Below are 25,652 nucleotides of genomic sequence, written 5' to 3'. Positions count from 1 at the left end.
GGCGTCAGCTCCTTCACCCTTGGGCAATTGCCGCATCTTGTGATCTCACCGAACCTTGAACCGGCTAGGTAGATACGCCCCTTTGTCAGATAGCCTGTTCAACATATCATTCCCGACAGTAACCGTAATGACCGCCCCGCTGCTAATGGAACGCTATGCATAAGAGGAGCAACGCCATGGCCGCGGATAAGCGCGTTGATGAAAATCTGATCGTCAACGGTACATTTGAGATGAGACGACCCTGGAGGGGGGCGCTTACCGAGTCAGTCCAGCAGTTTCAGGCGCCCGCTTCGATAATGCCGGCCGCCTCTCGCAAATGGCCATCTTACGAGGCGCCGGGATCGTCAAGGTCACTTTGAGCAGTTAGCACCTGTCAACCTTGACAGTAGGCACCCCCCGATTTCCGGCATTGAATAACCCAGACCTCATCCAACTGGGACCCTGCCATGGACACTGCCGACAACACCCCCCTGCAGCTTCAAGAGCTGACCATCCCTGACGGCGGACCCGCGTATCCGCCGGCTCCCGTAGGCAGCGTCGGCATCAACATTGCCGCCGCCAGGCTGGTCTTTCCCCACGACGGGTTACGGCTGGTTCTACCGCCTTGGCCTAACATGGGCCGGGGTGATGCCTTCAGGATCAAACTGGGCACTATTCCAGTGGTGACGGGCTCCATCAATGAAGACGCTGAGGTGGACGAGCCGGTTGTACGGCACATCGCGGTAGGCGGATTGGTCGACGGCGACTTTGACCTGAGCTACGACGTGAAAATAGTGGGGGCCTCCAACTACGAGCCTTCGGAGGTGACGAAGATCCACGTCAAGGTCGAGTTTGCCCCACCCGGTGGCCAGGATCAGGACGGTGATACGCCCGGTCACTCGGAACTGAGACTGACAATCCCGCCCGAGTTCCTGCCCCCCGGCGCGGTGGATCAGGAAGCCGCCAGGCTAGGTGTCCCGGTGACCATCGAGCCTTACCCGATCATGGCCGAAGGGGACCGGATCAAGATGTCTTGGGGCGGTGAAATTATTTGGAAAACGGTAGGGCCGGAACATTTTCCGCCACAGAACCAGCCCTTGGTCATCACTGTCGATGAGGAGACCATTCTCAAGGCCGGGGACACCGACACCAACGGCTTGGCGGTGGTCTTTGAAGTCTATGACCGGGTGGACAACAAATCCGAAGACTTTAGCACCGAGGTACGGGTGATCGTGGACACCGGCAACTCGCGCCTGGATGCACCGTTGATCGAGGAGGTGTTCAACCTGGAGCTAGACGTGGACCAGCTTGGCGAGGCGGACCTGACCTTTCAGGTGATCGCGGTAGGTAGTCACTTCAAGGTGGACGATGAGGTCGAGATGAGTTTGACGGGCACAACGGCAGAGGGGGAAAAGATCGAAGAAGTCATCTTTGCACGGGAAAAAATTCTCAGCGTCCCGAATGTCCTCATGTTCAAACGCCCCAGCGCCGAGGTACGACAGCTGGCCGGCGGCCCTCATGCGGCATTTTTCTACCGGCTGATCAAGGCGGATGGTAGTGATGACCTGTTCTCCAAGATATTCTCCCCGCGGATCGTGGGCAGGGCCAATCCCCTGGCAGCGCCGATTCCCCTGGACGAGATCGCCGGCACACTCGATCCACAACTGCCCAGCACGACCATTGAGATCCCGCTGGACCCGGCCATGCAAGAGGGCAATGCCATTGCGCTGATCTGGAACGGCATCACCGGGACCGGCAGCACTTATACACCTGACCTGACACTGCATCCGCTCAGCAAGAACGAAGCGGAGGGCAGTGTGCCGATTGAAATCGTCGTGGCCGGTGAGCACCTCACCGCCATTGAGGGAGGCACGCTCGATCTGTATTACAAGCTGCTGCGCGATGCGGTGAGCCGGGAAGTCATCGAGGAAGAATCGCTGCACGCCGACCTGCTGAGCATCGGTGAGCCCCAGGCTGAATTGCCGCTGCCGGTGGTCGAGGGCGAAAGCGGCGGCGTACTGGATCCTGCGGACAAGCCGGACGGTACGCGCTTGATCGTTCTCAAATACAGCGGGCAAGCGGCCGGCGACCGGGTGCATATGTTGTGGTGGGGGGCGAACACCGGACGGTACCGGGACTCGATTCCGGTCACCGGATCTACCGAGAACCAAAACATCCCGTTCACCATCAGGGCCGCGTTGATCGAGGGCAACCGCGATGGCACGGTACGGGCGATGTATTGGGTCAAACGGGCGGGGGGCGGGACTTCTGCCTCTGAGATATTAACGATAAAAATTGGCGCGGCCGTGAATCTGACTGCGCCCAGCGTCAAGCAGGCCAGCGGCGCTACGCCCAATCAGCAGTTGAATCCGGTGGCGGCCAAGGATGCGTTGACTGTGGTGATTCCCGATTATGGTATTCAACCCGGCGATAAGGTCAGCGTGACTTGGGCCGGCACTGCCGGGGCCGGTTCCCATACCACCCCGGTACAGGCATTGCCCGGCAGCCGGGAAATTCCGCTCCCAGTGTCGGTGCTCGCCTTCAACCTGGACAGATCGGTCACGGTTACCTACACCGTGACCCGTGACGGCAGCGAAGGGCCGGCGTCAGCCCCGCTGACGCTGAATGTGCAGGCGATGCCCGCGACGAGTTTGGCAATGCCGCTGATCCCCCAGGCGGCACAGGGCGGCCTCGGCCGCGAACTGGACCTGACCAGCTTCATGCGGCAACGCGCGCGTGACCTGCGCGCCCTGGCCGCTGATCGCGGCCGGCCAGCGTGTGTGGCTGCGCGCCGAGGGCATCGACCAGAACGGCGCCTCTTACGTCATCACGCTCTATACCGCCTCGGCAGTGAATTCCTCCGAAGTGAGCGCCGGGCTGGTCACGGACCTGCCGCGCAGCGAGCTGCTCAAGCTGCGCGATGGCTCCGAGCTGAAGGTCATCCTGCAGGTGACCTTCGACCGCAGCTCGGCCCAAGCCAATGCCGTGGACTTCCCGCTTCGGACCTATACCGTCAAGGCCATGCCGGCGACGGCGCCGACTATTGCCTGGGTAAAGGGCCAGCCAAGCAATACTGAGATTCCTCCCAATGGCACCACGAGAGATACCAGCGTGACATTGAGCGGTACTGCCTCGGCCGGGTTGGAGATTGAATTGTTTGACGGAGCTACGTCCAAGGGACGGTTTACGGCGATCGGTGGGATCTGGACCAGCACGGCTATTCCCGTAGCACTCGGGCTGCACACCTTCAAAGCTGAGGCTCTGTATGTGGGCAATCCGTCCTCGACCGCGCGCAGCTTTACCGTGTCGCGGTTACGCATTGATAACTCGAATATGACGCTAGACCTTTTGCATTATTACAAAGCACCCTGGCCACGGAGGCAGGCCGAAATTTTCGACGAGGTTACACGTTTGCCTAGCGATGGAATACTTCCTTACACCTACTCCACCAGTAATTCTACTATTGCATCAGTCAGTTCCACCGGGAAGGTTCGAGGGCTAAGAAACGGGACCACAACAATAACGGTTAGGGATGCAGCTGGGCTGACGGCATCATATCAGGCGTTGGTAAGCCGCAAGTATGAAATCATTGTCCACGGCGGCCCTTTTAATGCGCTTCAGGCCTACAACTGGTTAGTCAGTCAGAAATTCGAGTACGACGCGGAATATGAGTACCCCTACCATGATATTGCCAACAACTTTATAGTCCCATCAAGCTGGACATCCCAATGGTTGGGCTCATCGGCAACACGGGCAACTTATTATCGTTTTCTAGAGATTCATCTTAAGAGGACGAATGCCACTATTTACCCGTACAGTAGCAACATAACTCAGGCACTGGGCCTTCGATCGTGATGCATTTGCCTTGCGTCAGTATTTAATGATGCAACAACTATTAAGTTAGTGATGGCTGCAAAGGGCTTTGCAGTTGTCGAGAGGGCTGAAGTATGAAGAAGATTGAGCAAATTTCGACATGGGTCGTTTTTTTGAAAAGTGCTGACGGCTCGATAGCCGGAAAACATCTGGTTATTTAAGAATGTCCCCAGCGCCCTGGAACGGCTAAACATCGGTTCGCAGTCCCGAAAAATAATGTTAATTCGATAAAACATCATTTTTCGGGCCGCACAGTCTTACTCAAGAAAAGGGCGCAAGAAAGGCAAAAAGAGGAAGCATTTATTATCCGCTTGGCGAACGGTTTGGAAGGAGGATAACAGAGTAGCGGCGCGCCCCTGACAGGCAGGTGGAAGGACGGTCCCGAGGGTGTGCCTACTGTCAACTCTGACAGTAGGCACACCCAGTTTTCTGGCATTGAATAACCCCAGACCTCATCCAACTGGGACCCTGCCATGGACACTGCCGACAACACCCCCCGGACCCTTCCTGAACCGTTGGTCATTGGGAACACAACGACCATGTCAAGGGCGCGAACAATCGGGCGCAGTTTGAAAACGGCGGGAGACTTTTCCAATCGGTGGTGGTGAAAACTGCTGCGCCTGTCCGCGTGAGTTTTGACATCGCCAATTATTACGGATCAGGGCAGGTAGCGATTGCTGAATACAATCTCGCCTATTCATTCGATTCCGCGGGACATTTCAGTGTTGGTTTTGTCGCGCCGGAGGGCTCTGGTGCCAGTGAGATTACCCTGAGCTTCACTTCTATCGGTGGCGCTTTTGATCTGGATAATGCTGAGCTGTGGGCTTGCCCCGATGAGGGTGGGCGCGGTGGACGAACCTCTATTGCGATCTTACCTGCCGACAAAGTTTGACTGTCCACCGTTAGGGTTTTGTAGGCTGTGTGTGAAATTGTGTAAGGGGTTTGGTCGGCGACGGGCGAGGGCGTATATCCTTGGCGGCTTGAGATTTCTGCGCCTGGATATCGCCATCGCGAGCAAGCTCGCTCCCACAGTGGGTCTGTGCCATACAGAAGACTTGTGGGAAGAGGCTTGTTCGCGATGAGGCCTAGCCCAGCACCACAGCATTTGTCTGGACCCACCCATGCCCAACATCCTCCTCGTCGAAGACGACGCCGCCCTCTGTGAACTGATCGCCAGCTACCTGGAGCGCAACGGCTATCACGTCAGCGTGCTCAACCGTGGCGACCACGTCCGTGAACGTGCGCGGGCGAATCCGCCGGACCTGGTGATCCTCGACCTGATGCTGCCGGGGCTGGACGGCCTGCAGGTCTGCCGCTTGCTACGCGCCGATTCGGCGACCCTGCCGATCCTGATGCTCACCGCCCGGGACGACAGCCACGATCAGGTGCTGGGCCTGGAGATGGGCGCCGATGACTACGTCACCAAGCCCTGCGAGCCACGGGTGCTTCTCGCTCGGGTGCGCACGTTGTTGCGGCGCAGCAGCCTGACCGAGCCGCAGACGGTCAACGATCGCATCGTCATGGGCAACCTGTGCATCGACCTGTCCGAACGCACGGTGACCTGGCGCGGCCAGCCGGTGGAATTGTCCAGTGGCGAATACAACTTGCTGGTGGTGCTGGCACGGCATTCCGGCGAAGTGCTGAGTCGCGACCAGATCCTGCAACGCCTGCGCGGCATCGAATTCAACGGCACCGACCGTTCGGTGGACGTGGCGATTTCCAAGTTGCGGCGCAAGTTCGACGACAACGCCGGCGAAGCGCGCAAGATCAAGACCGTATGGGGCAAGGGCTATCTGTTCAGCCGTTCCGAGTGGGAATGCTGATCGATGTGGAAGCTGCTGATTCGACTCTACCTGGTCACCATCGTTTCCTACAGCGCGGCGATCTACCTGATGCCGGAATTGGTGATCCGCCTGTTCCAGGAGCGCTTCCAGGCCTACAACCTCGACTATTCCCGAGGCCTGCAAACCCTGATCGTCAAGCAGTTCCGCGCCGTGCCCAGCGCGCAATGGCCGGCGCTGGCTGCGCAGATGGACAAGGAATTCGAGCCGTTGCGCATCGAGCTGGCAGCCACCGAGGACACCGGTTTCACTGCGATCGAGCAGGCGCGCCTAAAGCGTGGAGAAAACGTGGTGCGCATCGGCGATTGGGGCTGGCGCACCCTGGCGGCGGCGCCTTTGGACGAACGCACGGCGGTGAAGATGGTCGTGCCGCCGGATCCGGCGGACGTCAGTTGGCTGTATTGGAGCATCAACGTGTTGATCGGCGCGACGATGCTTGCCTGCCTGCTGCTCTGGCTGCGGCCGCACTGGCGTGACTTGGAACGCCTCAAGCGCACCGCCGAGCGTTTCGGCAAGGGACATTTAAGCGAGCGTACGCAGATCGCGCCGAGTTCCAACATCGGCAGCCTGGCCCATGTATTCGATACGATGGCCGGCGACATCGAGAACCTGCTCAACCAGCAGCGGGACTTGCTCAATGCCGTGTCACATGAACTGCGCACACCGCTGACTCGGCTCGATTTCGGCCTGGCCCTGGCGTTGTCGGAGGACATGCCAACGGCCAGCCGCGAGCGTCTGCAAGGGTTGGTGGCGCACATTCGTGAACTGGACGAGTTGGTGCTGGAGTTGTTGTCCTATAGCCGCCTGCAAAATCCCGAGCGTTTGCCGGAGCGGGTCGAAGTGCCGTTGGACGAGTTCATCGACAGCATCCTCGGCAGCCTCGATGAAGACCTGGCCGCGCCGGAGGTGGTGATCGACGTGCTGCTGCACGGGGCGCTGGAGCGTTTTGTGCTGGACCCGCGCCTGACCGCCCGCGCTTTGCAGAACCTGCTGCGCAATGCCATGCGTTATTGCGAGAAACGCATCCAGGTCGGGGTGCTGGTCAGCGAGCAAGGCTGTGAAATCTGGGTCGACGATGACGGCATCGGCATCCCCGACAGCGAGCGCGAGCGTGTCTTCGAACCATTCTACCGCCTGGACCGCAGCCGCGACCGCGCCACCGGCGGCTTCGGCCTCGGCCTGGCGATCAGCCGCCGCGCCCTGCAAGCCCAGGGCGGCACGCTGACGGTCGAGAATTCGCCGCTAGGCGGGGCACGTTTCCGGCTGTGGCTGCCCACACCGTCTTGAGGCCAGTGCAGTCTCTGTGGTGAGGGGATTTATCCCCGCTGGGCTGCGCAGCAGCCCTGAATCAATGAATTCAATCTTCCTGGCACACCGAGTTGTCTGGTTTGGGGCCGCTACGCAGCCCAACGGGGATAAAATCCCCTCGCCACAAGGGAAATGCTGTCCACTTAAGGTATCGACATTCCCGTGGCGAGGGAGCTTGCTCCCGCTGGGCCACGAAGTGGCCCCAAACAGTCATCCAAACAACCCCGCCGCGATGTTGATCGAGAACCCCAGAATCGCCGTGTTGAACACGAACCCGATCAACGATTGCGCCAAGACAATCTTGCGCAACTGGCGCGTGGCAACCCCCACGTCCGACGTCTGCACCGCCACGCCGATGGTGAACGAGAAATACAGAAAGTCCCAATAGTTGGGTGTGGTCAGCCCCTCGGCAAAACGCAGGGCCGGTTCCTTGCCGTCCCAGGTGTAATACAACCTTGCGTAGTGCACGCTGAAGATCACCCCGATCAGCAGCCATGAGCCGATAACGGTCAACGCGGTGACGCCGTAGTGCAGAAGTTTGCCAGCGGTTGCCAGGTCGCGGCTGCCGGCGAGTTCAAAGGTGATGGTCGCCAGGCTGGCCAGCGCCGCGATGCAGACCATCAGCAACACCAATCCGGCGTTTTCGTCCTCCATTTCGGCGATGCGCTTCACGTCCGGCGCCTTGGCCCGCACCGTCAGCCAGAACATCAGCACCAGGTAGGTCCAGACCCCGGCGTTCCAGCCGATCAGGATCTTGCCGATGACCGAATCCGCCGGAATCAACAGGCCCGCTGCCAGGCCGGTGACCGTGGCCAAGGAGAGACGCGGATGAGTGCGGGTGAGGCGCGGCATGGGGGCTCACTGTGGCGTGGAAATGCTCGGAGTATGAATCATCCGTTGGTTATGTCACTGGATTGAATCAGCCGTACGCCGGCCTCCTGCATGCGTCGGATGGCCGCGTCCATTGAACCGTCGATATCGATGCCCCGGCAAGCGTCGAGCACGACGATTGCGTTGAAACCGGCCATTCGTGCATCAAGGGCCGAATACATCACGCAGAAATCCAGGGCCAGCCCGACCATGTACACCGTGTCGATGCCGCGCTCCTTGAAGTAGCCGGTCAGGCCGGTCGGGGTCTGGCGGTCGGCTTCCATGAAGGCCGAGTAGCTGTCGATGGCCGGGTTGCAGCCTTTGCGGATGATCAGTTGGGCATGAGGCAAGTCCAGGTCGGGGTGCAGGGCGGCGCCCTGGGTATCCTGGACGCAGTGTTCGGGCCAGAGCTTTTGTTCGCCGTAGGGCAACTGGATAAGGTCGAAGGGTTGTTTGCCTTCGTGGCTGGAGGCGAACGAGGCATGCCCGGCGGGGTGCCAGTCCTGGGCGCAGACAACGTTCAGGAACGAGCGGCCGAGTCGGTTGACCAGCGGCACGATTTCGTCGCCGCCCGGCACCGCCAGTTGGCCGCCGGGGATGAAGTCGTTCTGGATGTCGATCACGACTAAAGCGGTGGTTGTGGCTTTGGTATCCATAGGGGTCATGCCGGCTGCTCCTGGTAAATGTCTGTGGAGATTAGCCGAACCTGCACGGGCTCAGGTTCTTCTTTACGGCGGCTATCGCCTTCGCGAGCAGGCTCGCTCCTACAAAAAGGCCCGCAGGCAGAGAGGAGTGTCTTTCGTCGAAAATATTCTCAGGATGATGGCTTTTTGATGTGTGGTCAGTGCACTCTCGTACCGATTGTGTACAATCGTCCACTTTCAACCGGGCATGGACGCAGTACGGCCTTCAGGTCACGAGAAAAATCCATGCTCATCGGCAGTTATTCCCCCGCCCTTGTTTCGATTTCTTTATTTGTTGCAATCCTCGCTTCGTTTACCGCCCTGGACCTGACCGGGCGTATCGCCACGGCCCAGGGCCGGGCCAAGCATTACTGGATGGCCGGTGGTGCGCTGGCGATGGGCGTGGGCATCTGGTCGATGCATTTCATCGGCATGCTCGCTTTCACCTTGCCGGTGGAGCTTGGCTACGATGTGGCGATCACCGCGCTGTCGCTATTGATCGCCATTCTGTCCAGCGGCTTTGCCTTGTGGTTGGTCAGCCAGCCGCAACTGCGAGCCTGGCAACTGGCGTTCGGCGCGTTGGTGATGGGCACCGGCATCAGTGCCATGCATTACACCGGCATGGCTGCGTTGCGGATGCAGCCGGGTATCGACTATGACCCGACGTTGTTCGGGGCTTCGTTGCTGATTGCTGTCGTGGCCTGTGCGGCGGCGCTGTGGATCGCTTTTCGCCTGCGTCGGAACACCCCTCATGTTCGGCTGGCTCGCGCTGGCGCCGCGGTGGTGATGGGTGCTGCCATCGTCGGCATGCACTACACCGGCATGGCTGCGGCGCAGTTCAGCGAGGGCAGTTTCTGCGGTTCCCTCGATGGCTTGAGCGGCAAGGGGCTCGACAATCTGGTGCTGATCACCACCCTGGCGGTGCTGGCGATTGCCTTGCTGACTTCCATCCTCGACGCCCGCCTGGAAGCTCGCACGGCGGAGCTGGCCAGGTCGCTGACCCAGGCCAATCGGGAACTGACCCAATTGGCCTTGCACGACCCCCTGACCGGATTGCCCAACCGCGTATTGCTGGCGGATCGCATCGGCCAGGCCATGCACCGAGTGCAGGAGCAGGGCGGTTGTTTCGCCTTGATGTTCATCGACCTGGACGGCTTCAAGCCGGTCAACGACGCCTTTGGCCATCACATGGGCGATCTGTTGCTGCGGGACGTGGCCCTGCGCTTGCGTGAAGATTTGCGCAACCAAGACACCCTCGCGCGTATTGGCGGCGATGAATTCGTCCTGCTGGTGCAGTTGGCTGATCCTGACGATGCCCTGCGTCTGGCTGCGCGGCAGGTCGGGCTGATCGGCCAGGCGTTCCGTGTCGCCGACCATGACTTGCAGATTTCCGCCAGCGTCGGCATTTCGCTGTACCCCGGTAACGGCCAGAGCGCCGATGAATTGCTGATGAATGCCGACGCGGCGATGTACCACGCCAAGGGCGCCGGCAAGAACGGCTACAGCTTTTTCGACGCCTCGATGAACAGCAACGCCCGCAAGCAATTGCAACTGCTGCAAGACTTGCGCATCGCCGTTGAGCAGCGGCAATTCAGCCTGCATTACCAACCCAAGTTCGACGCCGCCAACGGCCGTCCGGTGGGCGCCGAGGCGCTGTTGCGCTGGACTCATCCGACCCAGGGCCTGTTGATGCCCGATACCTTTATCGATCTGGCGGAAAAAACCGGGCTGATCATCCCCATCGGCGAATGGGTGCTCAACGAAGCCTGCCGGCAGATGCGCGAATGGTACGTGCTGGGCTACACCGACTGGCGCATCGCAGTGAATCTCTCGGCGTTGCAGTTCTGCCATGCAGGCCTGGTGCAGAGCGTCGCCAAGGCGCTGGAGACGCACCATCTGCCGCCAAACAGCCTGACCCTGGAAATCACCGAGACCACTGCCATGAGCGACGCGGACGCGAGCATGACGGTGTTGCAGCAGTTGTCGGACATGGGCGTGGACTTGTCCATCGACGACTTTGGCACCGGCTATTCGAGCCTGATGTACCTCAAGCGCCTGCCGGCCAATGAGCTGAAGATTGATCGCGGTTTCGTCCGCGACCTGGAGCACGACAGCGACGACGCGGCTATCGTCTCGGCCATCGTCGCCCTTGGCCAGGCCCTGGGCCTGCGGATCGTCGCCGAAGGGGTGGAGACCGATGTGCAGCAGGACTTCCTGACCCAGTTGGGCTGCGACTCACTGCAAGGTTATCTGCTGGGGCATCCGCAGCCGGCCGAGCACTTCCTCAAGAACATCCGCCAATTCCCGCGCGTGGCAATCGCCTGAGGCGACTGCTCAGGAAACGATGTCGAATGCGGTGCTGCCCAGCCGCTCGCCATTGATCAGCACATGCACCGCATGCCGGCCCTCATAGTGCTCGGCGCGTGGTCAGCTCGCGGATGTGCTGGGAGCGGCTGAGGTTGGCGGACGCCAGGGCGGGCAGGTCGAAGGTCTTGAGCTTGAACACCTTGGCCGACGTGCCGCCGGATGCCTTCACGTAGTCGATGGCGTAGTCGATCACCAGACGCTGGTTCTCGGGACACGTCGATTGCACTTTGAACGACAGCGTGACCTGCTCCCCCAGGCGAATCACCGTGCAGCAGCACCTGCAGATCCAAGACCTCGACCTGAGCCTTGCCACCCGCTCCGATCACGGCCAGCGCCCGAGGATTGCCTTGCTTGATCAGGCTGCGCAGGGCATGCCGGGCGATCCAGGCGGTATGGCGCTGCTGGAGCGGCCAGCCTTCGATCCGGTCGAGGACCCATTCGGGATGCTGCTTGGTCACGTCGTTCAGGTGGTTGGCGACGGATTTGCGTACGTACAGGCTGTCGTCGGCCTTGAGCGTTTCGAGGATCGCGGCGGCAAGTTCCGGGTTGGCCTGGATCGGTTCCAGGTGGAACGACCAGGGCAGGCGCGGGCGGCTGCCTTCGCTGGCGAGGCGGCGGACATGCTCGTTGGTGTCCAGTGCCCAGTCGTGCATCACCGCTAGCGTGCGCGCCAGGTCATCGCGCAGGAAATGCCGTACGGCGAATTCTGCTGAGCCGAATCGGGTGAAGTATTTGAGGGCGTCCATGGAGGACTCGAACGCATGTCGACCGTACGACGCTACGTAGTGCGGCAGGAACATGCTGACGAACATGCTGTTCAGCCGCGGAGCCAGTGCCCGCAGGATCTCCAGTGAAGCTTCGTAATCCAGCGCCAGGACCGCATGCAGGCACTCGCTGACCCGCGCCATGCGCTGCATCACCGACAACTCCGCGAGCCCGTCGTTGGCCATGTCCAGGAACGCCTTGGCGTCGAAGGCCGGGTACACCGCGCGCAGTTCGGTGGCGATGTGTTCGAGGCGGGTGCTGTTGAAGATTTCCTTGAGGGCTGGGGAAGAGGTGGTGGTGCTCATGTTGGGTCCGTCCGGCGGGTGTTGGGCCAAGGCTCGCCACTATGCCATGCCCGGCACAACCTGTGGCGAGGGAGCCCGCCGCGTCTCGACGCTGCGCTGTCGCGCGGTGAACTAGGTCATGTGGCGAGGGGATTTATCCCCGTTGGGCTGCGCAGCAGCCCTAAAGCAGTGAACTCAATCTTCCTGGCACACCGAGTTGCTTGGCTTGGAGCTGCTGCGCAGCCCAGCGGGGATAAATCCCCTCGCCACAAAAGGGGGGGGCCAGCTTCCAGGTACCACAGTAAACGGAATGATTCGCCGCCGCCGAAGTCCCAGACTCAGTACCTTGAATTAATTGGAGCTCTTCTATGCGCAAACCCACCCTCATCGCCAGCCTGGTCCTGATCGCCGGCCTCGGAGCCTTTGGGCCTGTCGCGCAAGCCGTCGAGAAGACCGGCGATGCCCTGGAACATTCGCCGAGCAATGGCCGCCGGTTGGTGGAAAACGACCGGGTACCGGCGGACTATCAGCGTGCGGACAGGGCCATGAAGGACTGGAAACAGAAAAAACTCGAACAGCCGACAAGCGAGCAGCAATGGGTGCAGATCGACGATAAATACCTGCTGATCGAAACCGTGTCCGGCGCCATCGTCAAGATTGTCCCTGCGACACGCTAAAGCACTTCGCCTTTATCCCACAGATGAACCAAGTCGCCAGGTGCCCGGTCCTCGGGCACCTGTAGCACCATCTCGTCGTCCTGGTCGTTGGACCGGTAACGCACCTCGATCTGGAAATAACGCTGGTCGCCCCGGCCGGGCGTGGAGGAGGTGAGTGGCAGGCACCCCTCCAGCACCGAACATATGCGCGTGCGTTGGTCGAGGTCGCACTGGGCGAACTCGATTTCCCGAGGTCGGGTCAAGGCGTGGATGGCTGCCACGCCACCCTGGCGCGACAGTTTCACCACCGCTTTGTCATCAAGGTCTGGAAGGGTTTTCATCCGTTCTCCTCGTTCAGGTCGACGCCCACCTGCGTCCAGCCGTCCTGCACCGCCTTGACTTCCCGGGCGCCGAAGCGTTGGCGGGCGTGCTCGACGGTCAGGCCGGCGAACGCACTGAAGGACGCGTCGTTGGCCAGTTGCCTGTCGCACAAGGTGTCATACCAGATTCGCCCGGCCTTTTCCCAGGCGAATCCGCCGAGCGCGGTTGCCACCAGATAAAAGGCCCGGTTGGGAATGCCGGAATTGATGTGCACACCGCCATTGTCTTCGCGGGTGATGACGAATTGGCGCATGTGTGCCGGCTGGGGATCCTTGCCCAGCAGCGGGTCATCGTAGGCTGTGCCGGGGTTGGACATGCTGCGCAGGCCGTCACCGTTGATCTTGTCAGTGAGCAAGTCGGCGCCGATCAGCCAGTCGGCCTGCTCGACGGTCTGGCCCAATACGAATTGCTTGACCAGCACGCCGAACACATCGGAAATCGACTCGTTCAACGCGCCTGACTGGTTGGCATAGATCAAGCCGGCTTCGCTCTCGGTGACGCCGTGGGCCAACTCGTGGGCCACCACGTCCAGGGAGCGGGTGAAGCGCTGGAAGATTTCGCCATCGCCGTCGCCAAAAACCATCTGGGCCCCATTCCAGAAGGCGTTCTCGTAGCCTTGGCCGTAATGCACGCTGCCGACCAGGGCAAAGCCTTTGTTGTCGATGGAGTCACGCTCCAGCACTCGCCAGAAAAAATCATAGGTGGCGCCGAGGGCGTCGTAGGCTTCGTCTACCGCTGGGTCACCGCTGGCCGGCTGGCCTTCCAGGCGTACTGGTTGGCCCGGCAGCTCCATGGTGTTTTGCGCATCATGCACGCTGCGTTGGGGATGGCCAGCCTTGCCGGGCTTGGGCAATTGGGCGGCTACGGGTGGATGAATGGGTGGGCCAGGGTTGTGGCGCAGGTTGTTCACGTGGGTCAGGGTGCCGAGGGCGCTGGAACGCTGCTGCTCGGAGCCATGGGCGATGATGCGGTTGAGAATGTAAGGCGGGATGAAACCGTGGAGGGGGCGAGAGTCGATCATCAGAAAATCCTTATCTGAAATGCAGGGTCGATACCCATGTGAACCGAAGTGACCGTTGCGGTTCCCTTTGCCGCAAAAGGTTGCCTGTCACGCAAATATCTGCGAAAACCCCGCGCCTGGATCACACGGGAAAGAAGCCATGATTGAAGAATTGCAAATCATCGACCTGGAAGAGGGCGACGGCAAAAGCGTAGTCAAAGGCGCGCTGATTACCACCCAATACCGCGGCACCCTCGAAGACGGCACGGAGTTCGATTCATCCTACAGCCGCGGCAAGCCGTTCCAATGCGTGATCGGCACGGGCCGCGTCATCAAGGGCTGGGACCTCGGGCTCATGGGCATGAAGGTCGGCGGCAAGCGCAAACTGTGGGTCGCCGGCGCACCTGGCCTATGGCGAACGATCCATGGGTGCCCACATCAAGCCCAACGCCGACCTCATCTTTGAAATCGAATTGCTGGAAGTCCTGACGCGGGACGATTGATAGCGTTTTTGTTGATTACCGATCGCTGAACAGCGGGATGCGTCCATTGGCGGAGGGGCGGTAGCGCCAGGTCAACTGGTCCAGGCCCGGCTCGCGTTCCAGAATGGCATCTAACGTCGCATGGGCGATGGTCATCGCCAAGGCCTGGCCTGGGCATTCGTGGCGGCCACTGCCAAAGCTGAAGCTGCGCCGATTCGGCCGATCCAACAGGAGGGCGTCCGGTTGCGGATTGAGCTGCGGGTCGCGATTGGCCGAGGCCAGCAGCACCAGGATCACGTCGCCCTGCTGCAGGGCAGTGCCGAGAATTTCGCAAGGGGCGGCGATGAAGCGCCGGGTGTTCTGCACTGCCGGGTCGAAACGTTGGACTTCAGCCAATAACGGGCTGATTTGCGTGGGATCATCCCGTAGCTCGCGTTGTAGCGCTGTATCACGGATCAACGCCAACAACGCGTTGCCGATCAGGCCGGCCGTGGCTTCATGGGTTTGCGAAAGCAAGCCGATCAGGTTGGCGATCCGACTGTCCGCGTCGCCCGCTTCGAAGCCTCGGCAGATGCCGTTCAACAACTGGCTGTCTTGCACAACGATCCGCTCCTGGAAAAGCTTCGCCAGTTGTTCGCTGGCCCGGTGCGCAGCTTCCAGTTGCGGGGCTTGGCTCAGGGGCGACAGGCAGGCGACGAAATCCCCCGTGAGTTCGCTGATCAGGTGGCTGTCCGTCGGATTGAAGCCCAGCAGTTGTGCCACCACGCTGACCGGGCCGATGAACTGCGCCTGATGCACGCCTTCGGCACCCTGCCTGAGCCAGCGCGCCTTGACCAACGCCTCGACCTGGTGGGGATCGATGTCTTGCAACCCCGGCGCAATCGCCGCCCTCGGGCAGCGTTGTCGTTCACCTTCGTTCATCCGCATCAGGTGCCCGAATACCTGGCCCGCGGGACCCTTGGCAATCGCTTGCGGCACCGGTTCGTGGGCGGGGCGCACATGGCAGTCGGGGTGATGCAAGACGGCGCACACGGCTTCGGCCCTGCTGGCTACCCAGAGGTTAAGGTGTGGGTCGAAGTGCAGTCCGCCGCTGGCGCGAAGGGTCGCGTAGTAGGGGTACGGATCGGCGTGTGTCGCGGCGGTGATCGGGTCCATGATGGGCTGCCTCGTTCATGCGGGAGAAGTGCTGCTACTATCTTCAGTCGACGCATGGCTTGATTCGTCCGGGAGCGAAATATGAACGCAGAGCAACACGATGTAGGCGTGTCCCAGGTGGCCGCGGCGATTGCCGAACCGGCCCGGACCCGAATGCTCTGCGCACTGATGGACGGCCACGCCCGCACCAGCACGGAGTTGGCGAGCATCGCCGACGTCAGCGCGTCCACCGCCAGCGCCCACCTGGCGAAGCTCAAGGAGTTGGCCCTGGTGCGCTTGCATGTGCAGGGCCGTCATCGTTACTACAGCCTCGCCGATAAGCGTGTGGCAGAAGCCCTTGAAGCGTTGATGGTGATCGGCCAGAACGCCGCGCCGGCGTTCACCTCGCGCACGCCGGATCGCCTGCAATTCGCTCGCACTTGCTACGACCACATGGCCGGTACCCTGGCGGTGCGGCTGCATGATCGCTTGCTCGAAGCCGGGTGGCTGCTCGATGTAGAAGGGCAGGGTTATCGGCTGAGTGAAACGGGTGAGGCGCTGTTTGCAGGCTTGGGGATTGACGTGCAGGCATTGGCGGCCCAACGGCGGCGGTTTGCCTGCCCCTGCCTGGACTGGAGCATGCGCCGGCCGCACCTGGGTGGTGCCTTGGGGGCGGCGTTGCTGCAAGTGGCGATCAAGCGCAAATGGGTGGTCCAGGACCTGGACAGCCGTGCGCTGGGGGTGACGGCCGCTGGACAGCGGGAAATGGTGGCGCGCTTTGGGATCAGTCCCGAGACGGAGGTTGAATCCACTGGCGCTTTCGCGAGTAGGCTCGCTCCCACAGTGGATCTGCGCTGAACGGAGAACCGTTGCTCACCGAAATTCCCTGTGGGAGCGGGCTTGCCCGCGAAGGGGCCGTCGCATCCAACATCCATGCAAGCTGAGCCACCGCCTTCGCGAGCAAGCTCGCTCCCACAATGGATTTGCGGTGAATACAGGCGTCATGAACACCTGAAATCCCTGTGGGAGCGGGCTTGCTCGCGAAGGGGCCATTCCATGCAACTGACCCACCGCCATTGCCACATCATCCAGCCATATGCCTGCGCCGATATTCATCCGGCGTGGTGCCCATCATTTTGCGGAACATGCTGATGAATGCCGAGGCGCTGCTGTAGCCCAGGTCCAGGCCGATGGTTTCCACGCTCTGGCCGCGTTCGAGCAGGGCCAGGGCCTCGATGACTTTTAGGCGCTGGCGCCATTCCACCAGGGACATGCCCAGGTCTCGCTGGGCCCGGCGCATCAGTGTGCGCTCGGTGGTGTTGGCGGCGCGGGCCAGTTGCGGCAACGAGCGCGGGTCGCTGGGGTTCGCCTCCAGGGCCCGCAGTACAGGGCCCAACAGCGGATCATCCGAAGAGGGCAGGTAACTGCCGACGTGGGGCGCCCGGGCCAGCTTGTCCACCAGCACCTGCAACAAGCGCTGCTGTTCGGGCGTCTGTGGCTGGCTCGGCGGGTCGCTGCGCAGCTCTTCCAGCAACGCGCGGATCAGCGGACTCAAGGTCAGCGCACAAGGTACGGCCGGCAACGCGCCGCACAGTTCGGCCGCCAGGTACAACGAACAATGGCAGGCTTCATGCCGATTGAACCCCACGTGTTCCATGTCCGGCGGCAGCCAGATGCCGTACTGCGGTGGCGCCAGGTAATGGTGCTGGGCGATCTCGATTTCCATCACACCGCTGTAGGAGTAGACGAACTCACCCCAGGCATGCCGGTGCCGGGGGTACGTGGCATGGGCCGGCATGCAGGCGCTGCGGAAGAAAATCGGCGAGGGCAGGGCCGCGTCGAACGGAGGAATCTTCAGGTGTTGGGCTGGAGGCTGCATATCGACCGCAATGGCGGATTACCGGGATGGCTTGTCGGGTAATCACTATATCCAGCAAAGGTGTCAGGCAGACAATCCTTTCATCTCTTTTCTGCCCGAGGACCTTTTCCATGACCACCCGCCGCGCCCTGGATGGCCAGGTCATTGCCCTGATGACCGGACTCTGTGCCATCTGGGGGTTCCAGCAAGTCGCGATCAAGGCCGGCGCCGTCGACATGGCGCCGATGCTGCAATTGGGCGTGCGCTCGGCCATCGCCGCGGTACTGGTCTGGCTGTTAGTGCTGGCGCGCGGTGAACGCCTGTCCCTGGCCGACGGCAGTTGGCGCCCAGGCCTGTTGGTGGGGTTGTTGTTTGCCCTGGAGTTCGTGATGGTGGGCGAAGGCCTGCGCCATACGACGGCATCGCACATGGTGATTTTCCTCTACACCGCACCCATGTTCGCCGCCCTCGGCTTGCACTGGAAACTGCCGAGCGAGCGTCTCAAGCCGGCGCAATGGCTGGGCATCGCGGTTGCCTTCGGTGGGATCGTGGTGGCCTTCAGTGGCGGCTCGGGTGCGGCGAACGGCAGCTCATTGCTCGGCGATGGCATGGGCTTGCTGGCCGGCGCGCTGTGGGGCGCAACCACGGTGACGGTGCGTTGTTCGCGGCTCACGGACCTGCCGGCCAGCCAGACGCTGCTTTATCAGTTGGTGGGTGCCGGGGTGCTGTTGATCGGCATGTCGGCAGCGCTGGGGCAAACGACGATCAACCCCACGCCACAACTCATTGCCAGCATGACGTTCCAAGTGTTGCTGGTGTCCTTCGCCAGCTTCCTGATCTGGTTCTCCCTGCTGCGCCGCTACCTGGCATCGCAATTGGGCGTGCTGTCGTTCATGACGCCGCTGTTCGGCATCGGTTTTGGTGTCTGGTTGCTGGATGAGCCGCTGGAGCCGAATTTTATCGTTGGCGCGGCTTTGGTATTGAGTGGGATCTTGCTGGTCAGCGGTTATGGATGGTTTCGCCAGCGTTGGGGGCGATGGCCGGTTTTGCGGCGAGGGTAACTGAACGAAGGTGTAAAAAAGCCCACCCCTGAAGCAGGGGTGGGCTTTTTACTGAGGTCGCGCAATCTCTGTGGCGAGGGGATTTATCCCCGCTCGAGTGCGAAGCGCTCGCAAGGTTTTTGTGGCTCACCCAAGTACTTGGGGGTTGCTTCGCAACCCAGCGGGGATAAATCCCCTCGCCACAAAAAAGCCCTCAAGTGCCTAGGGGGCCTGGATCAAACCTTGACGATCCAACCTGCTGGCGCTTCCACGTCGCCGGTCTGCACGCCGGTCAACTCTTTGTAGAGCTTCTGGGTGATCGGGCCGACCTCGGTTTCGCTGTGGAACACGTGCAGCTTGTCCTTGTAGCTGATGCCGCCGATCGGCGTGATCACCGCAGCGGTACCGCAGGCGCCGGCTTCCTTGAAATCCGTCAGCTTGTCGATGAACACGTCGCCTTCGATCACTTCCAGGCCCAGGCGCGATTTCGCCAGTTCGATCAGCGACAGGCGGGTGATGCCTGGCAGGACCGACGGGGAGTTGGGGGTGATGAATTTGTCATCGTGGGTGATGCCGAAGAAGTTGGCCGAACCGACTTCCTCGATTTTCGAATGGGTCAGCGGATCCAGGTAGATGCAATCGGCGAAGCTGGCTTTCTTGGCCTGGGAGCCGGGCATCAGGCTGGCGGCATAGTTGCCACCGACCTTGGCCGCACCGGTGCCTTGCGGGGCGGCGCGGTCGAAGCTGGAGATCAGGAAATTGTGCGGAGTCAGGCCACCCTTGAAGTAGGCGCCGACCGGAATGCAGAAGATCGAGAAGATGAACTCGGGTGCGGTGCGCACGCCGATGTTGTCACCCACGCCGATCACGAACGGACGCAGGTACAGCGCGCCGCCAGTGCCATACGGCGGGATGAAGCGCTCGTTGGCGCGGACCACTTGCTTGCAGGCTTCGACGAACTGCTCGGTGTCGACGTGCGGCATCAGCAGGCGGGCGCAGCTGCGCTGCATGCGGGCGGCATTCTGGTCCGGGCGGAACAGGTTGATCGAACCGTCCTTGCAACGATAGGCCTTCAGGCCTTCGAAGCACTGCTGACCGTAGTGCAGGGCAGTGGAGCCCTCGCTGATGTGCAGCACGTTGTCTTCGGTCAGGGTGCCTGTGTCCCAGGCGCCATCGCGCCAGTGCGACAGGTAGCGCTTGTCGGTCTTGATGTAGTCAAAGCCCAGTTTGTCCCAATTGATGCTCTCGTTACCCATGACACCCTCTATTTCCTGACAACCGTCGAAACGGTTCAAGGCTTCTGACGTTTTGAATGGGGACAACAATACTTCATTCCGGGGGTGTTTCGCAGCTTGTGGCGAGGGGATTTATCCCCGCTGGGCTGCGAAGCGGCCCCATTAGCTCAGATATCTGACGCCTGGCGCTGACAGGTTTGGGGTTGCTGCGCAACCCAGCGGGGATAAATCCCCTCGCCACAGGGGGAGTCACCCACAGCTGTCACAGATGCAACGCATGCCCCAGCGCTCGCAACGCCGCTTCCTGCACCGCTTCACCCAGCGTCGGATGAGCGTGGACAGTGCCGGCGATGTCTTCCAGGCGCGCACCCATTTCCAGGGATTGGCCAAATGCGGTGGACAACTCCGAGACCCCCACGCCAACTGCTTGCCAACCGACGATCAGGTGATTGTCCCGGCGCGCCACGACGCGGACGAAACCGCTTTTCGATTCCAGGGTCATGGCCCGGCCATTGGCGGCGAACGGGAAGCTCGAGACGATGCAGTCCAGGCCGGCAGCCTTGGCCTCGTCCGGCGTCTTGCCGACCACGACCACTTCCGGATCGGTGAAGCACACCGCCGCGATGGCGGTCGGGTTGAACTCGCGATGCTCACCGGCGATCAGCTCGGCGACCATCTCGCCCTGGGCCATGGCCCGGTGAGCGAGCATCGGTTCGCCGCTCAGGTCGCCGATGGCCCAGACATTGCGCATGCTGGTCTGGCAACGGTTGTCGATTTTCACCGCCGAACCGTTCATCGCCAAATCCAGTGCCTCCAGGTTCCAGCCCTGGGTGTTGGGTTTGCGCCCGACCGCCACCAGCACCCGGTCGGTGCCCAGGTTCAGCGTGTCGCCATTGGGATCGCGCACTTGCAGAGTGCCGGCCTGGGTGTCGAAACCTTCGACGCTGTGCTTGAGATACAGCTTCACGCCCAATTGCTTGAGCGCTTCATGCACCGGTTGGGTCAGCTCACCGTCGTAGGCCGGCAGGATCCGCTCCTGGGCCTCGACCACACTGACCTCGGCGCCGAGCTTGCGATAGGCAATGCCCAGCTCCAGGCCGATGTAGCCACCGCCGACCACCACCAGATGCTTGGGCACCGAGGTAGGCGCGAGGGCTTCGGTGGACGAGATGATCGGCCCACCTATCGGCAGCATCGGCAGATTGACGCTTTTCGAGCCGGTGGCCAGCAGCAGGTGTTCGCACTGGATGCGCGTGTCGCCGACCTCGACGGTCTTGCCATCGATGACCTTGGCCCAGCCATGAATAACCTGGACTTTGTGCTTCTTCAGCAACGCCGCGACGCCGGTGGTCAGGCGATCGACGATGCCGTCCTTCCATTCCACGCTCTTGCCAATGTCCAGGGTTGGCGCGGACACGTTGATACCCAAGGCCGAGCCCTGGCTGTGGTGGCGCGTCTGGTGGAACTGCTCGGCCACATGGATCAACGCCTTGGACGGTATGCAGCCGATGTTCAGGCAAGTACCGCCCAACGCCTGGCCTTCCACCAGGATCGTCTCGATGCCCAGTTGGCCGGCGCGGATTGCCGCCACATAACCACCCGGGCCGCCGCCGATGATCAGTAGTTTGGTATTCAAAGTCTGCATCACTTACTCCACAAACAGGGTGGCGGGTTGTTCGAGCAAGCCACGCAGGGCCTGGATGAATTGCGCCGCGTCCATGCCGTCGACCACCCGGTGATCGAAGGAGCTGGAAAGGTTCATCATCTTGCGGATCACGATCTGGCCCTTGATCACAACAGGCCGCTCGACGATCTTGTTCACGCCGACGATCGCCACTTCCGGCAGGTTCAGCACCGGCGTGCTGACGATGCCGCCCAGCGCACCGAGGCTGGTCAGGGTGATGGTCGAGCCAGACAGCTCATCGCGACTGGCCTTGCCATTGCGTGCGGCCGTGGCCAGGCGCGAGATTTCCGCCGCACTGTCCCACAGGCTGCGAGCCTCGGCGTGACGCACCACCGGCACCATCAGGCCGACATCGCTTTGGGTGGCGACGCCAACATGCACCGCGCCGCTGCGGTGGATGACCTGGGCCTCGTCGTCATAGCGTGAATTCATCTGCGGGAAATCACGCAAGGCCACGACCAACGCGCGGACCAGGAACGGCAGCAAGGTCAGCTTGCCGCGACTGCCGCCGTGTTTTTCATTCAGGTGAACCCGCAGTTCTTCCAGGGCCGTGACGTCGATTTCCTCGACGTAGCTGAAGTGGGCGGCGCGCTGGGTCGCTTCCTGCATGCGCTGGGCGATCTTGCGACGCATGCCGATCACCGGGATCTGCTGCTCGTCGTGGCGTTCGGCATAACCCGAGCCGCCCTTGGCCTGTGGCGACGAACCCTGGGCCAGATAGGCTTCCAAGTCCTCATGCAGGATTCGCCCGGCGGGGCCGCTGCCCTGGACCAGGCGCAGTTGGATGCCCAGGTCCAATGCATGTTTGCGCACGGCCGGCGAGGCCAATGGGCGCTCTTCAGGGTCGCGGGCCACCGGAGCTTGCGGGGCGCAGCGTGGCGCGGCGGTTTTTTCCACCATCGGTTCAGGCGTGGCCACTGGCGCTGGCTTTGGCGCCGGCACAGCCGCCGCAGCGGGAGCCGATTGCGCCGACTCCTTCAAATTGCCCGCACCTTCCACCTCAATGCGGATCAGCTCGCTGCCCACCGCCATGACTTCACCCGGCTCGCCACCCAGCGCGATGACCCGGCCATGCACCGGCGAGGGGATGTCCACCATCGCCTTGTCGGTCATCACGTCGGCCAACACCTGGTCCTCGACCACCATGTCGCCAACCTTGACATGCCACACCGACAGTTCAACTTCCGCGATGCCTTCGCCGATGTCCGGCATCTTGATAACGTGCGTGCCCATTCAGACCTCCATGACCCGTTTCAACGCCGCGCCCACACGGGACGGCCCTGGGAAATACGCCCACTCCTGCGCGTGCGGGTAGGGGGTGTCCCAACCGGTGACACGCTCGATGGGCGCTTCCAGGTGGTGGAAGCAGTGTTCTTGCACCAACGACACCAACTCGGCGCCGAAACCGCAGGTGCGGGTGGCTTCGTGGACGACCACGCAGCGGCCGGTTTTCTTCACGGATTTGACGATGGTCTCCAGGTCCAGCGGCCAGAGGCTGCGCAGGTCGATGACTTCGGCGTCGATGCCGGTTTCTTCGGCGGCCACTTGCGATACGTAGACCGTGGTGCCGTAGGTGAGGATGGTCACGTCCTTGCCCGGACGGGTGATGGCGGCGACGTCCAGCGGCACGGTGTAGTAGCCGTCCGGCACTTGCGCTTGCGGATGCTTGGACCACGGCGTTACCGGACGGTCGTGGTGGCCGTCGAACGGGCCGTTATACAGGCGCTTGGGTTCGAGGAAGATCACCGGGTCATCGTTTTCGATGGAGGCGATCAGCAGGCCCTTGGCGTCGTAGGGGTTGGACGGCATGACGGTGCGAAGGCCACAGACTTGGGTAAACATCGCCTCGATGCTCTGGCTGTGGGTCTGGCCGCCATAGATGCCGCCGCCGCACGGCATGCGCAAGGTCATCGGCGCGGTGAATTCGCCGGCCGAGCGATAGCGCAGGCGCGCCGCTTCGGAAATGATCTGGTCCGACGCCGGGTAGACATAGTCGGCGAACTGAATCTCGGCCACCGGCCGCAGCCCATAGGCGCCCATGCCCACCGCCACGCCGACGATGCCGCTTTCGGAAATCGGCGCGTCGAAGACCCGCGAGGTGCCGTACTTGTTCTGCAGGCCTTCGGTGCAGCGGAACACGCCGCCGAAATAGCCCACGTCCTGGCCGAACACCACGACGTTGTTGTCGCGCTCGAGCATCACGTCCATGGCCGAGCGCAGGGCCTGGATCATGGTCATGGTGGTAGTGGTCATGGCGGTGTCCAACGCAATATTGTTGTTGTGATCGTTCATGTCAGATCCCCAACTGCTGACGCTGGCGCTTCAAGTGCTCCGGCATCTCTTTGTAGACGTCTTCGAACATGGTCGCGGCGCTTGGAATCTGTCCGTCGGCGAGGGTGCCGTACTGCTCGGCTTCCTTCTGCGCGGCGATCACCTCGGCTTCGAGTTCGGCGGTGACGGCGGCGTGTTCCTCTTCGGACCACTGGCCGATCTTCACCATGTGCTGCTTGAGGCGGGCAATCGGATCGCCCAGGGGGAAGTGGCTCCAGTCGTCGGCGGGGCGATATTTGGACGGATCGTCCGAGGTGGAGTGCGGGCCGGCGCGGTAGGTGACCCATTCGATCAGCGCCGGGCCGAGGTTGCGACGGGCGCGTTCGGCGGCCCAGCGCGAGGCGGCGTAGACCGCCATGAAATCGTTGCCGTCCACGCGCAGGGAGGCGATGCCGCAACCGACGCCGCGTCCGGCGAAGGTCGTGGCTTCACCGCCGGCAATGGCCTGGAAGGTGGAAATCGCCCATTGGTTGTTGACCACGTTGAGGATCACCGGCGCGCGATAAACGTGGGCGAAGGTGAGGGCGGTATGGAAGTCCGATTCGGCGGTGGCGCCGTCACCGATCCAGGCCGAGGCAATCTTGGTATCGCCCTTGATCGCGGAGGCCATGCCCCAGCCCACGCCCTGGATGAATTGCGTGGCGAGGTTGCCGGAAATGGTAAAGAAACCAGCATCCTTGACCGAATACATGATAGGCAACTGCCGGCCCTTGAGCGGATCGCGCTCGTTGGACAGCAGTTGGCAGATCAGGTCCACCAGCGGCACCTCGCGGGCCATCAGGATGCTTTGCTGGCGGTAGGTGGGGAAGCACATGTCGTCGATGTTCAGGGCCAGGGCCTGGGCGCTGCCGATGGCTTCTTCGCCAAGGCTTTGCATGTAGAACGACATTTTTTTCTGACGTTGGGCGACGACCATGCGGTTGTCGTAGATGCGCGTCTTGAGCATGGCACGCATGCCCTTGCGCAGGATCTCGACGGGAATGTCGGCGGCCCAGTCGCCCAAGGCGTTGCCCTGGTCATCGAGCACGCGGATCAGGCTGCGGGCCAGGTCGGCGGTGTCGGCGGGTTCGACGTCGATGGGTGGTTTGCGCACCGTGCCGGCATCGGACAGATGCAGGTAGGAAAAGTCGGTCTTGCAGCCGGGACGGCCCGAGGGTTCGGGGACGTGCAGGCGTAGCGGTTCGTACGCTGGGTTCATGGCTTTCTACGCTCGATCTTGTGAATTTCTTGTAGTGGGCGCGCTAGCTGACGAATTTCCCTGGGTAGGTGGGAAATTGTCCTACAACAATCATAGGCTCGACGAAGAAGAATATTTTTCTCTGTTGGCTTGCTGTTCAGATCATTTGCAGATAAAAAATCTGCACAACGATAAAAAACAGGATTATTTGTCTCATGCGTAAATTGGATCGCACCGACATCGGCATTCTGAACAGCCTTCAGGAAAACGCCCGCATCACCAACGCCGATCTCGCCCGTTCGGTCAATCTATCGCCGACGCCGTGCTTCAACCGCGTCCGCGCGATGGAGGAGTTGGGGGTGATCCGTGAGCAGGTCACGCTGCTGGATGCCGACCTGCTGGGGCTGCACGTCAACGTGTTTATCCATGTCAGCCTGGAGAAGCAGGTGGAAGAGGCGTTGCAGCATTTCGAAGAGGCTATTTCCGACCGGCCGGAGGTGATGGAGTGCTACCTGATGGCGGGCGATCCGGATTATTTGATTCGCGTGCTGGTGCCGACGATCCAGTCGCTGGAGCGGTTCATGATGGACTTCCTGACCAAGGTCCCGGGCGTGGCGAACATTCGCTCCAGCTTTGCCCTCAAGCAGGTGCGCTACAAGACCGCGCTGCCGTTGCCGGCGAATGGGTTGACGCTGGGGACCTGA

General features: G+C 61.6%; 21 protein-coding genes and 2 pseudogenes. 11 read left to right on the top strand and 12 right to left on the bottom strand.

All coding sequences use genetic code 11. The features are described from left to right. Positions 1-446 precede the first annotated feature (446 nt). From AB4N42_RS21120 to AB4N42_RS21100, 5 genes are all read left to right on the top strand, one after another. A complete protein-coding gene (locus tag AB4N42_RS21120) occupies positions 447-3,056 on the top strand; it encodes a hypothetical protein (protein ID WP_460115273.1) in 2,610 nt (869 codons plus the stop codon). After that, positions 3,001-3,834, top strand: a complete 834-nt coding sequence (locus tag AB4N42_RS21115; RefSeq protein ID WP_460115272.1) for an Ig-like domain-containing protein — start codon at positions 3,001-3,003, stop codon at positions 3,832-3,834. The genes AB4N42_RS21120 and AB4N42_RS21115 overlap by 56 nt, the downstream gene beginning before the upstream one ends. Positions 3,835-4,480: 646 nt before the next feature. Continuing rightward, the gene (locus tag AB4N42_RS21110; RefSeq protein WP_198797993.1) at positions 4,481-4,744 is read left to right on the top strand and encodes a hypothetical protein; all 264 of its coding nucleotides are present in this window, start codon (positions 4,481-4,483) and stop codon (positions 4,742-4,744) included. A 229-nt stretch (positions 4,745-4,973) separates the two neighbouring features. Continuing rightward, positions 4,974-5,675, top strand: coding sequence for a response regulator (locus AB4N42_RS21105; protein ID WP_030141219.1), 702 nt, complete (start codon positions 4,974-4,976; stop codon positions 5,673-5,675). 3 nt (positions 5,676-5,678) lie between these two features. Further along, positions 5,679-6,980 carry an ATP-binding protein gene (locus AB4N42_RS21100; protein WP_460115271.1) on the top strand — a complete coding sequence of 434 codons (1,302 nt, stop codon included), beginning with the start codon at positions 5,679-5,681 and terminating at the stop codon, positions 6,978-6,980. Positions 6,981-7,211: 231 nt separating this feature from the next. Here the strand turns inward: AB4N42_RS21100 and AB4N42_RS21095 are convergent, their stop codons facing one another. Beyond that, positions 7,212-7,853: a DUF1345 domain-containing protein gene (locus tag AB4N42_RS21095; protein ID WP_460115270.1), complete on the bottom strand. Its 642-nt coding sequence runs from the start codon at positions 7,851-7,853 to the stop codon at positions 7,212-7,214. A gap of 38 nt (positions 7,854-7,891) precedes the next feature. Beyond that, the gene (gene pncA / locus AB4N42_RS21090; RefSeq protein ID WP_460115269.1) at positions 7,892-8,536 is read right to left on the bottom strand and encodes a bifunctional nicotinamidase/pyrazinamidase; all 645 of its coding nucleotides are present in this window, start codon (positions 8,534-8,536) and stop codon (positions 7,892-7,894) included. 264 nt (positions 8,537-8,800) lie between these two features. Here pncA and AB4N42_RS21085 point away from each other — a divergent pair, with 264 nt between their 5' ends. After that, positions 8,801-10,879 (top strand): putative bifunctional diguanylate cyclase/phosphodiesterase, encoded by a 2,079-nt coding sequence (locus AB4N42_RS21085; protein ID WP_460115268.1) that lies wholly within the window; start codon positions 8,801-8,803, stop codon positions 10,877-10,879. Positions 10,880-10,888: 9 nt separating this feature from the next. On the opposite strand, the pseudogene AB4N42_RS21080 reads toward AB4N42_RS21085, so the two are convergent. Beyond that, positions 10,889-11,991 (bottom strand): annotated as a pseudogene (locus AB4N42_RS21080) (DNA alkylation repair protein). 347 nt (positions 11,992-12,338) lie between these two features. Between AB4N42_RS21080 and AB4N42_RS21075 the strand changes: the two are divergent. Next, a complete protein-coding gene (locus tag AB4N42_RS21075) occupies positions 12,339-12,647 on the top strand; it encodes an RcnB family protein (protein WP_198797988.1) in 309 nt (102 codons plus the stop codon). On the opposite strand, the gene AB4N42_RS21070 is transcribed toward AB4N42_RS21075, so the two are convergent. After that, positions 12,644-12,967: a protealysin inhibitor emfourin gene (locus tag AB4N42_RS21070; RefSeq protein ID WP_030141227.1), complete on the bottom strand. Its 324-nt coding sequence runs from the start codon at positions 12,965-12,967 to the stop codon at positions 12,644-12,646. The genes AB4N42_RS21075 and AB4N42_RS21070 overlap by 4 nt on opposite strands. Then, positions 12,964-14,028 carry a M4 family metallopeptidase gene (locus AB4N42_RS21065; protein WP_030141228.1) on the bottom strand — a complete coding sequence of 355 codons (1,065 nt, stop codon included), beginning with the start codon at positions 14,026-14,028 and terminating at the stop codon, positions 12,964-12,966. The genes AB4N42_RS21070 and AB4N42_RS21065 overlap by 4 nt, the downstream gene beginning before the upstream one ends. Before the next feature lie 139 nt (positions 14,029-14,167). On the opposite strand from AB4N42_RS21065, the pseudogene AB4N42_RS21060 reads away from it, so the two are divergent. Further along, positions 14,168-14,510, top strand: a pseudogene (locus AB4N42_RS21060) (FKBP-type peptidyl-prolyl cis-trans isomerase). A 15-nt stretch (positions 14,511-14,525) separates the two neighbouring features. Here the strand turns inward: AB4N42_RS21060 and AB4N42_RS21055 are convergent. Further along, a complete protein-coding gene (locus tag AB4N42_RS21055) occupies positions 14,526-15,644 on the bottom strand; it encodes a cytochrome P450 (RefSeq protein ID WP_460115267.1) in 1,119 nt (372 codons plus the stop codon). A gap of 81 nt (positions 15,645-15,725) precedes the next feature. Between AB4N42_RS21055 and AB4N42_RS21050 the strand changes: the two genes are divergently transcribed. Next, positions 15,726-16,481 carry an ArsR/SmtB family transcription factor gene (locus AB4N42_RS21050; RefSeq protein ID WP_030141231.1) on the top strand — a complete coding sequence of 252 codons (756 nt, stop codon included), beginning with the start codon at positions 15,726-15,728 and terminating at the stop codon, positions 16,479-16,481. A 226-nt stretch (positions 16,482-16,707) separates the two neighbouring features. On the opposite strand, the gene AB4N42_RS21045 is transcribed toward AB4N42_RS21050, so the two are convergent. Further along, positions 16,708-17,502 (bottom strand): AraC family transcriptional regulator, encoded by a 795-nt coding sequence (locus AB4N42_RS21045; RefSeq protein WP_258650483.1) that lies wholly within the window; start codon positions 17,500-17,502, stop codon positions 16,708-16,710. A gap of 110 nt (positions 17,503-17,612) precedes the next feature. Here AB4N42_RS21045 and AB4N42_RS21040 point away from each other — a divergent pair, with 110 nt between their 5' ends. Beyond that, complete coding sequence (locus tag AB4N42_RS21040; RefSeq protein WP_460115266.1) at positions 17,613-18,542, top strand: DMT family transporter; 930 nt, start codon at positions 17,613-17,615, stop codon at positions 18,540-18,542. A gap of 215 nt (positions 18,543-18,757) precedes the next feature. Here AB4N42_RS21040 and AB4N42_RS21035 read toward each other — a convergent pair whose 3' ends face one another. The 5 genes from AB4N42_RS21035 to AB4N42_RS21015 form a co-directional block, all read right to left on the bottom strand. Beyond that, positions 18,758-19,777 carry a branched-chain amino acid aminotransferase gene (locus tag AB4N42_RS21035; protein ID WP_460116410.1) on the bottom strand — a complete coding sequence of 340 codons (1,020 nt, stop codon included), beginning with the start codon at positions 19,775-19,777 and terminating at the stop codon, positions 18,758-18,760. Positions 19,778-20,018: 241 nt separating this feature from the next. Beyond that, positions 20,019-21,401 (bottom strand): dihydrolipoyl dehydrogenase, encoded by a 1,383-nt coding sequence (gene lpdA, locus AB4N42_RS21030; protein WP_460115265.1) that lies wholly within the window; start codon positions 21,399-21,401, stop codon positions 20,019-20,021. A 3-nt stretch (positions 21,402-21,404) separates the two neighbouring features. Next, entirely contained in the window at positions 21,405-22,673 is a 1,269-nt protein-coding gene (locus tag AB4N42_RS21025) for a dihydrolipoamide acetyltransferase family protein (protein WP_030141236.1), read from the bottom strand. Continuing rightward, complete coding sequence (locus AB4N42_RS21020; protein WP_431145684.1) at positions 22,674-23,732, bottom strand: alpha-ketoacid dehydrogenase subunit beta; 1,059 nt, start codon at positions 23,730-23,732, stop codon at positions 22,674-22,676. Position 23,733: 1 nt separating this feature from the next. Then, positions 23,734-24,969: a thiamine pyrophosphate-dependent enzyme gene (locus tag AB4N42_RS21015; protein WP_460115264.1), complete on the bottom strand. Its 1,236-nt coding sequence runs from the start codon at positions 24,967-24,969 to the stop codon at positions 23,734-23,736. Between the two features lie 194 nt (positions 24,970-25,163). Here AB4N42_RS21015 and bkdR point away from each other — a divergent pair, with 194 nt between their 5' ends. Further along, positions 25,164-25,652 carry a Bkd operon transcriptional regulator BkdR gene (gene bkdR, locus AB4N42_RS21010; RefSeq protein ID WP_003202929.1) on the top strand — a complete coding sequence of 163 codons (489 nt, stop codon included), beginning with the start codon at positions 25,164-25,166 and terminating at the stop codon, positions 25,650-25,652.

The organism is Pseudomonas sp. H2_D02, from assembly GCF_054677635.1.
This window is presented reverse-complemented; position numbering and strand designations above follow the sequence as displayed.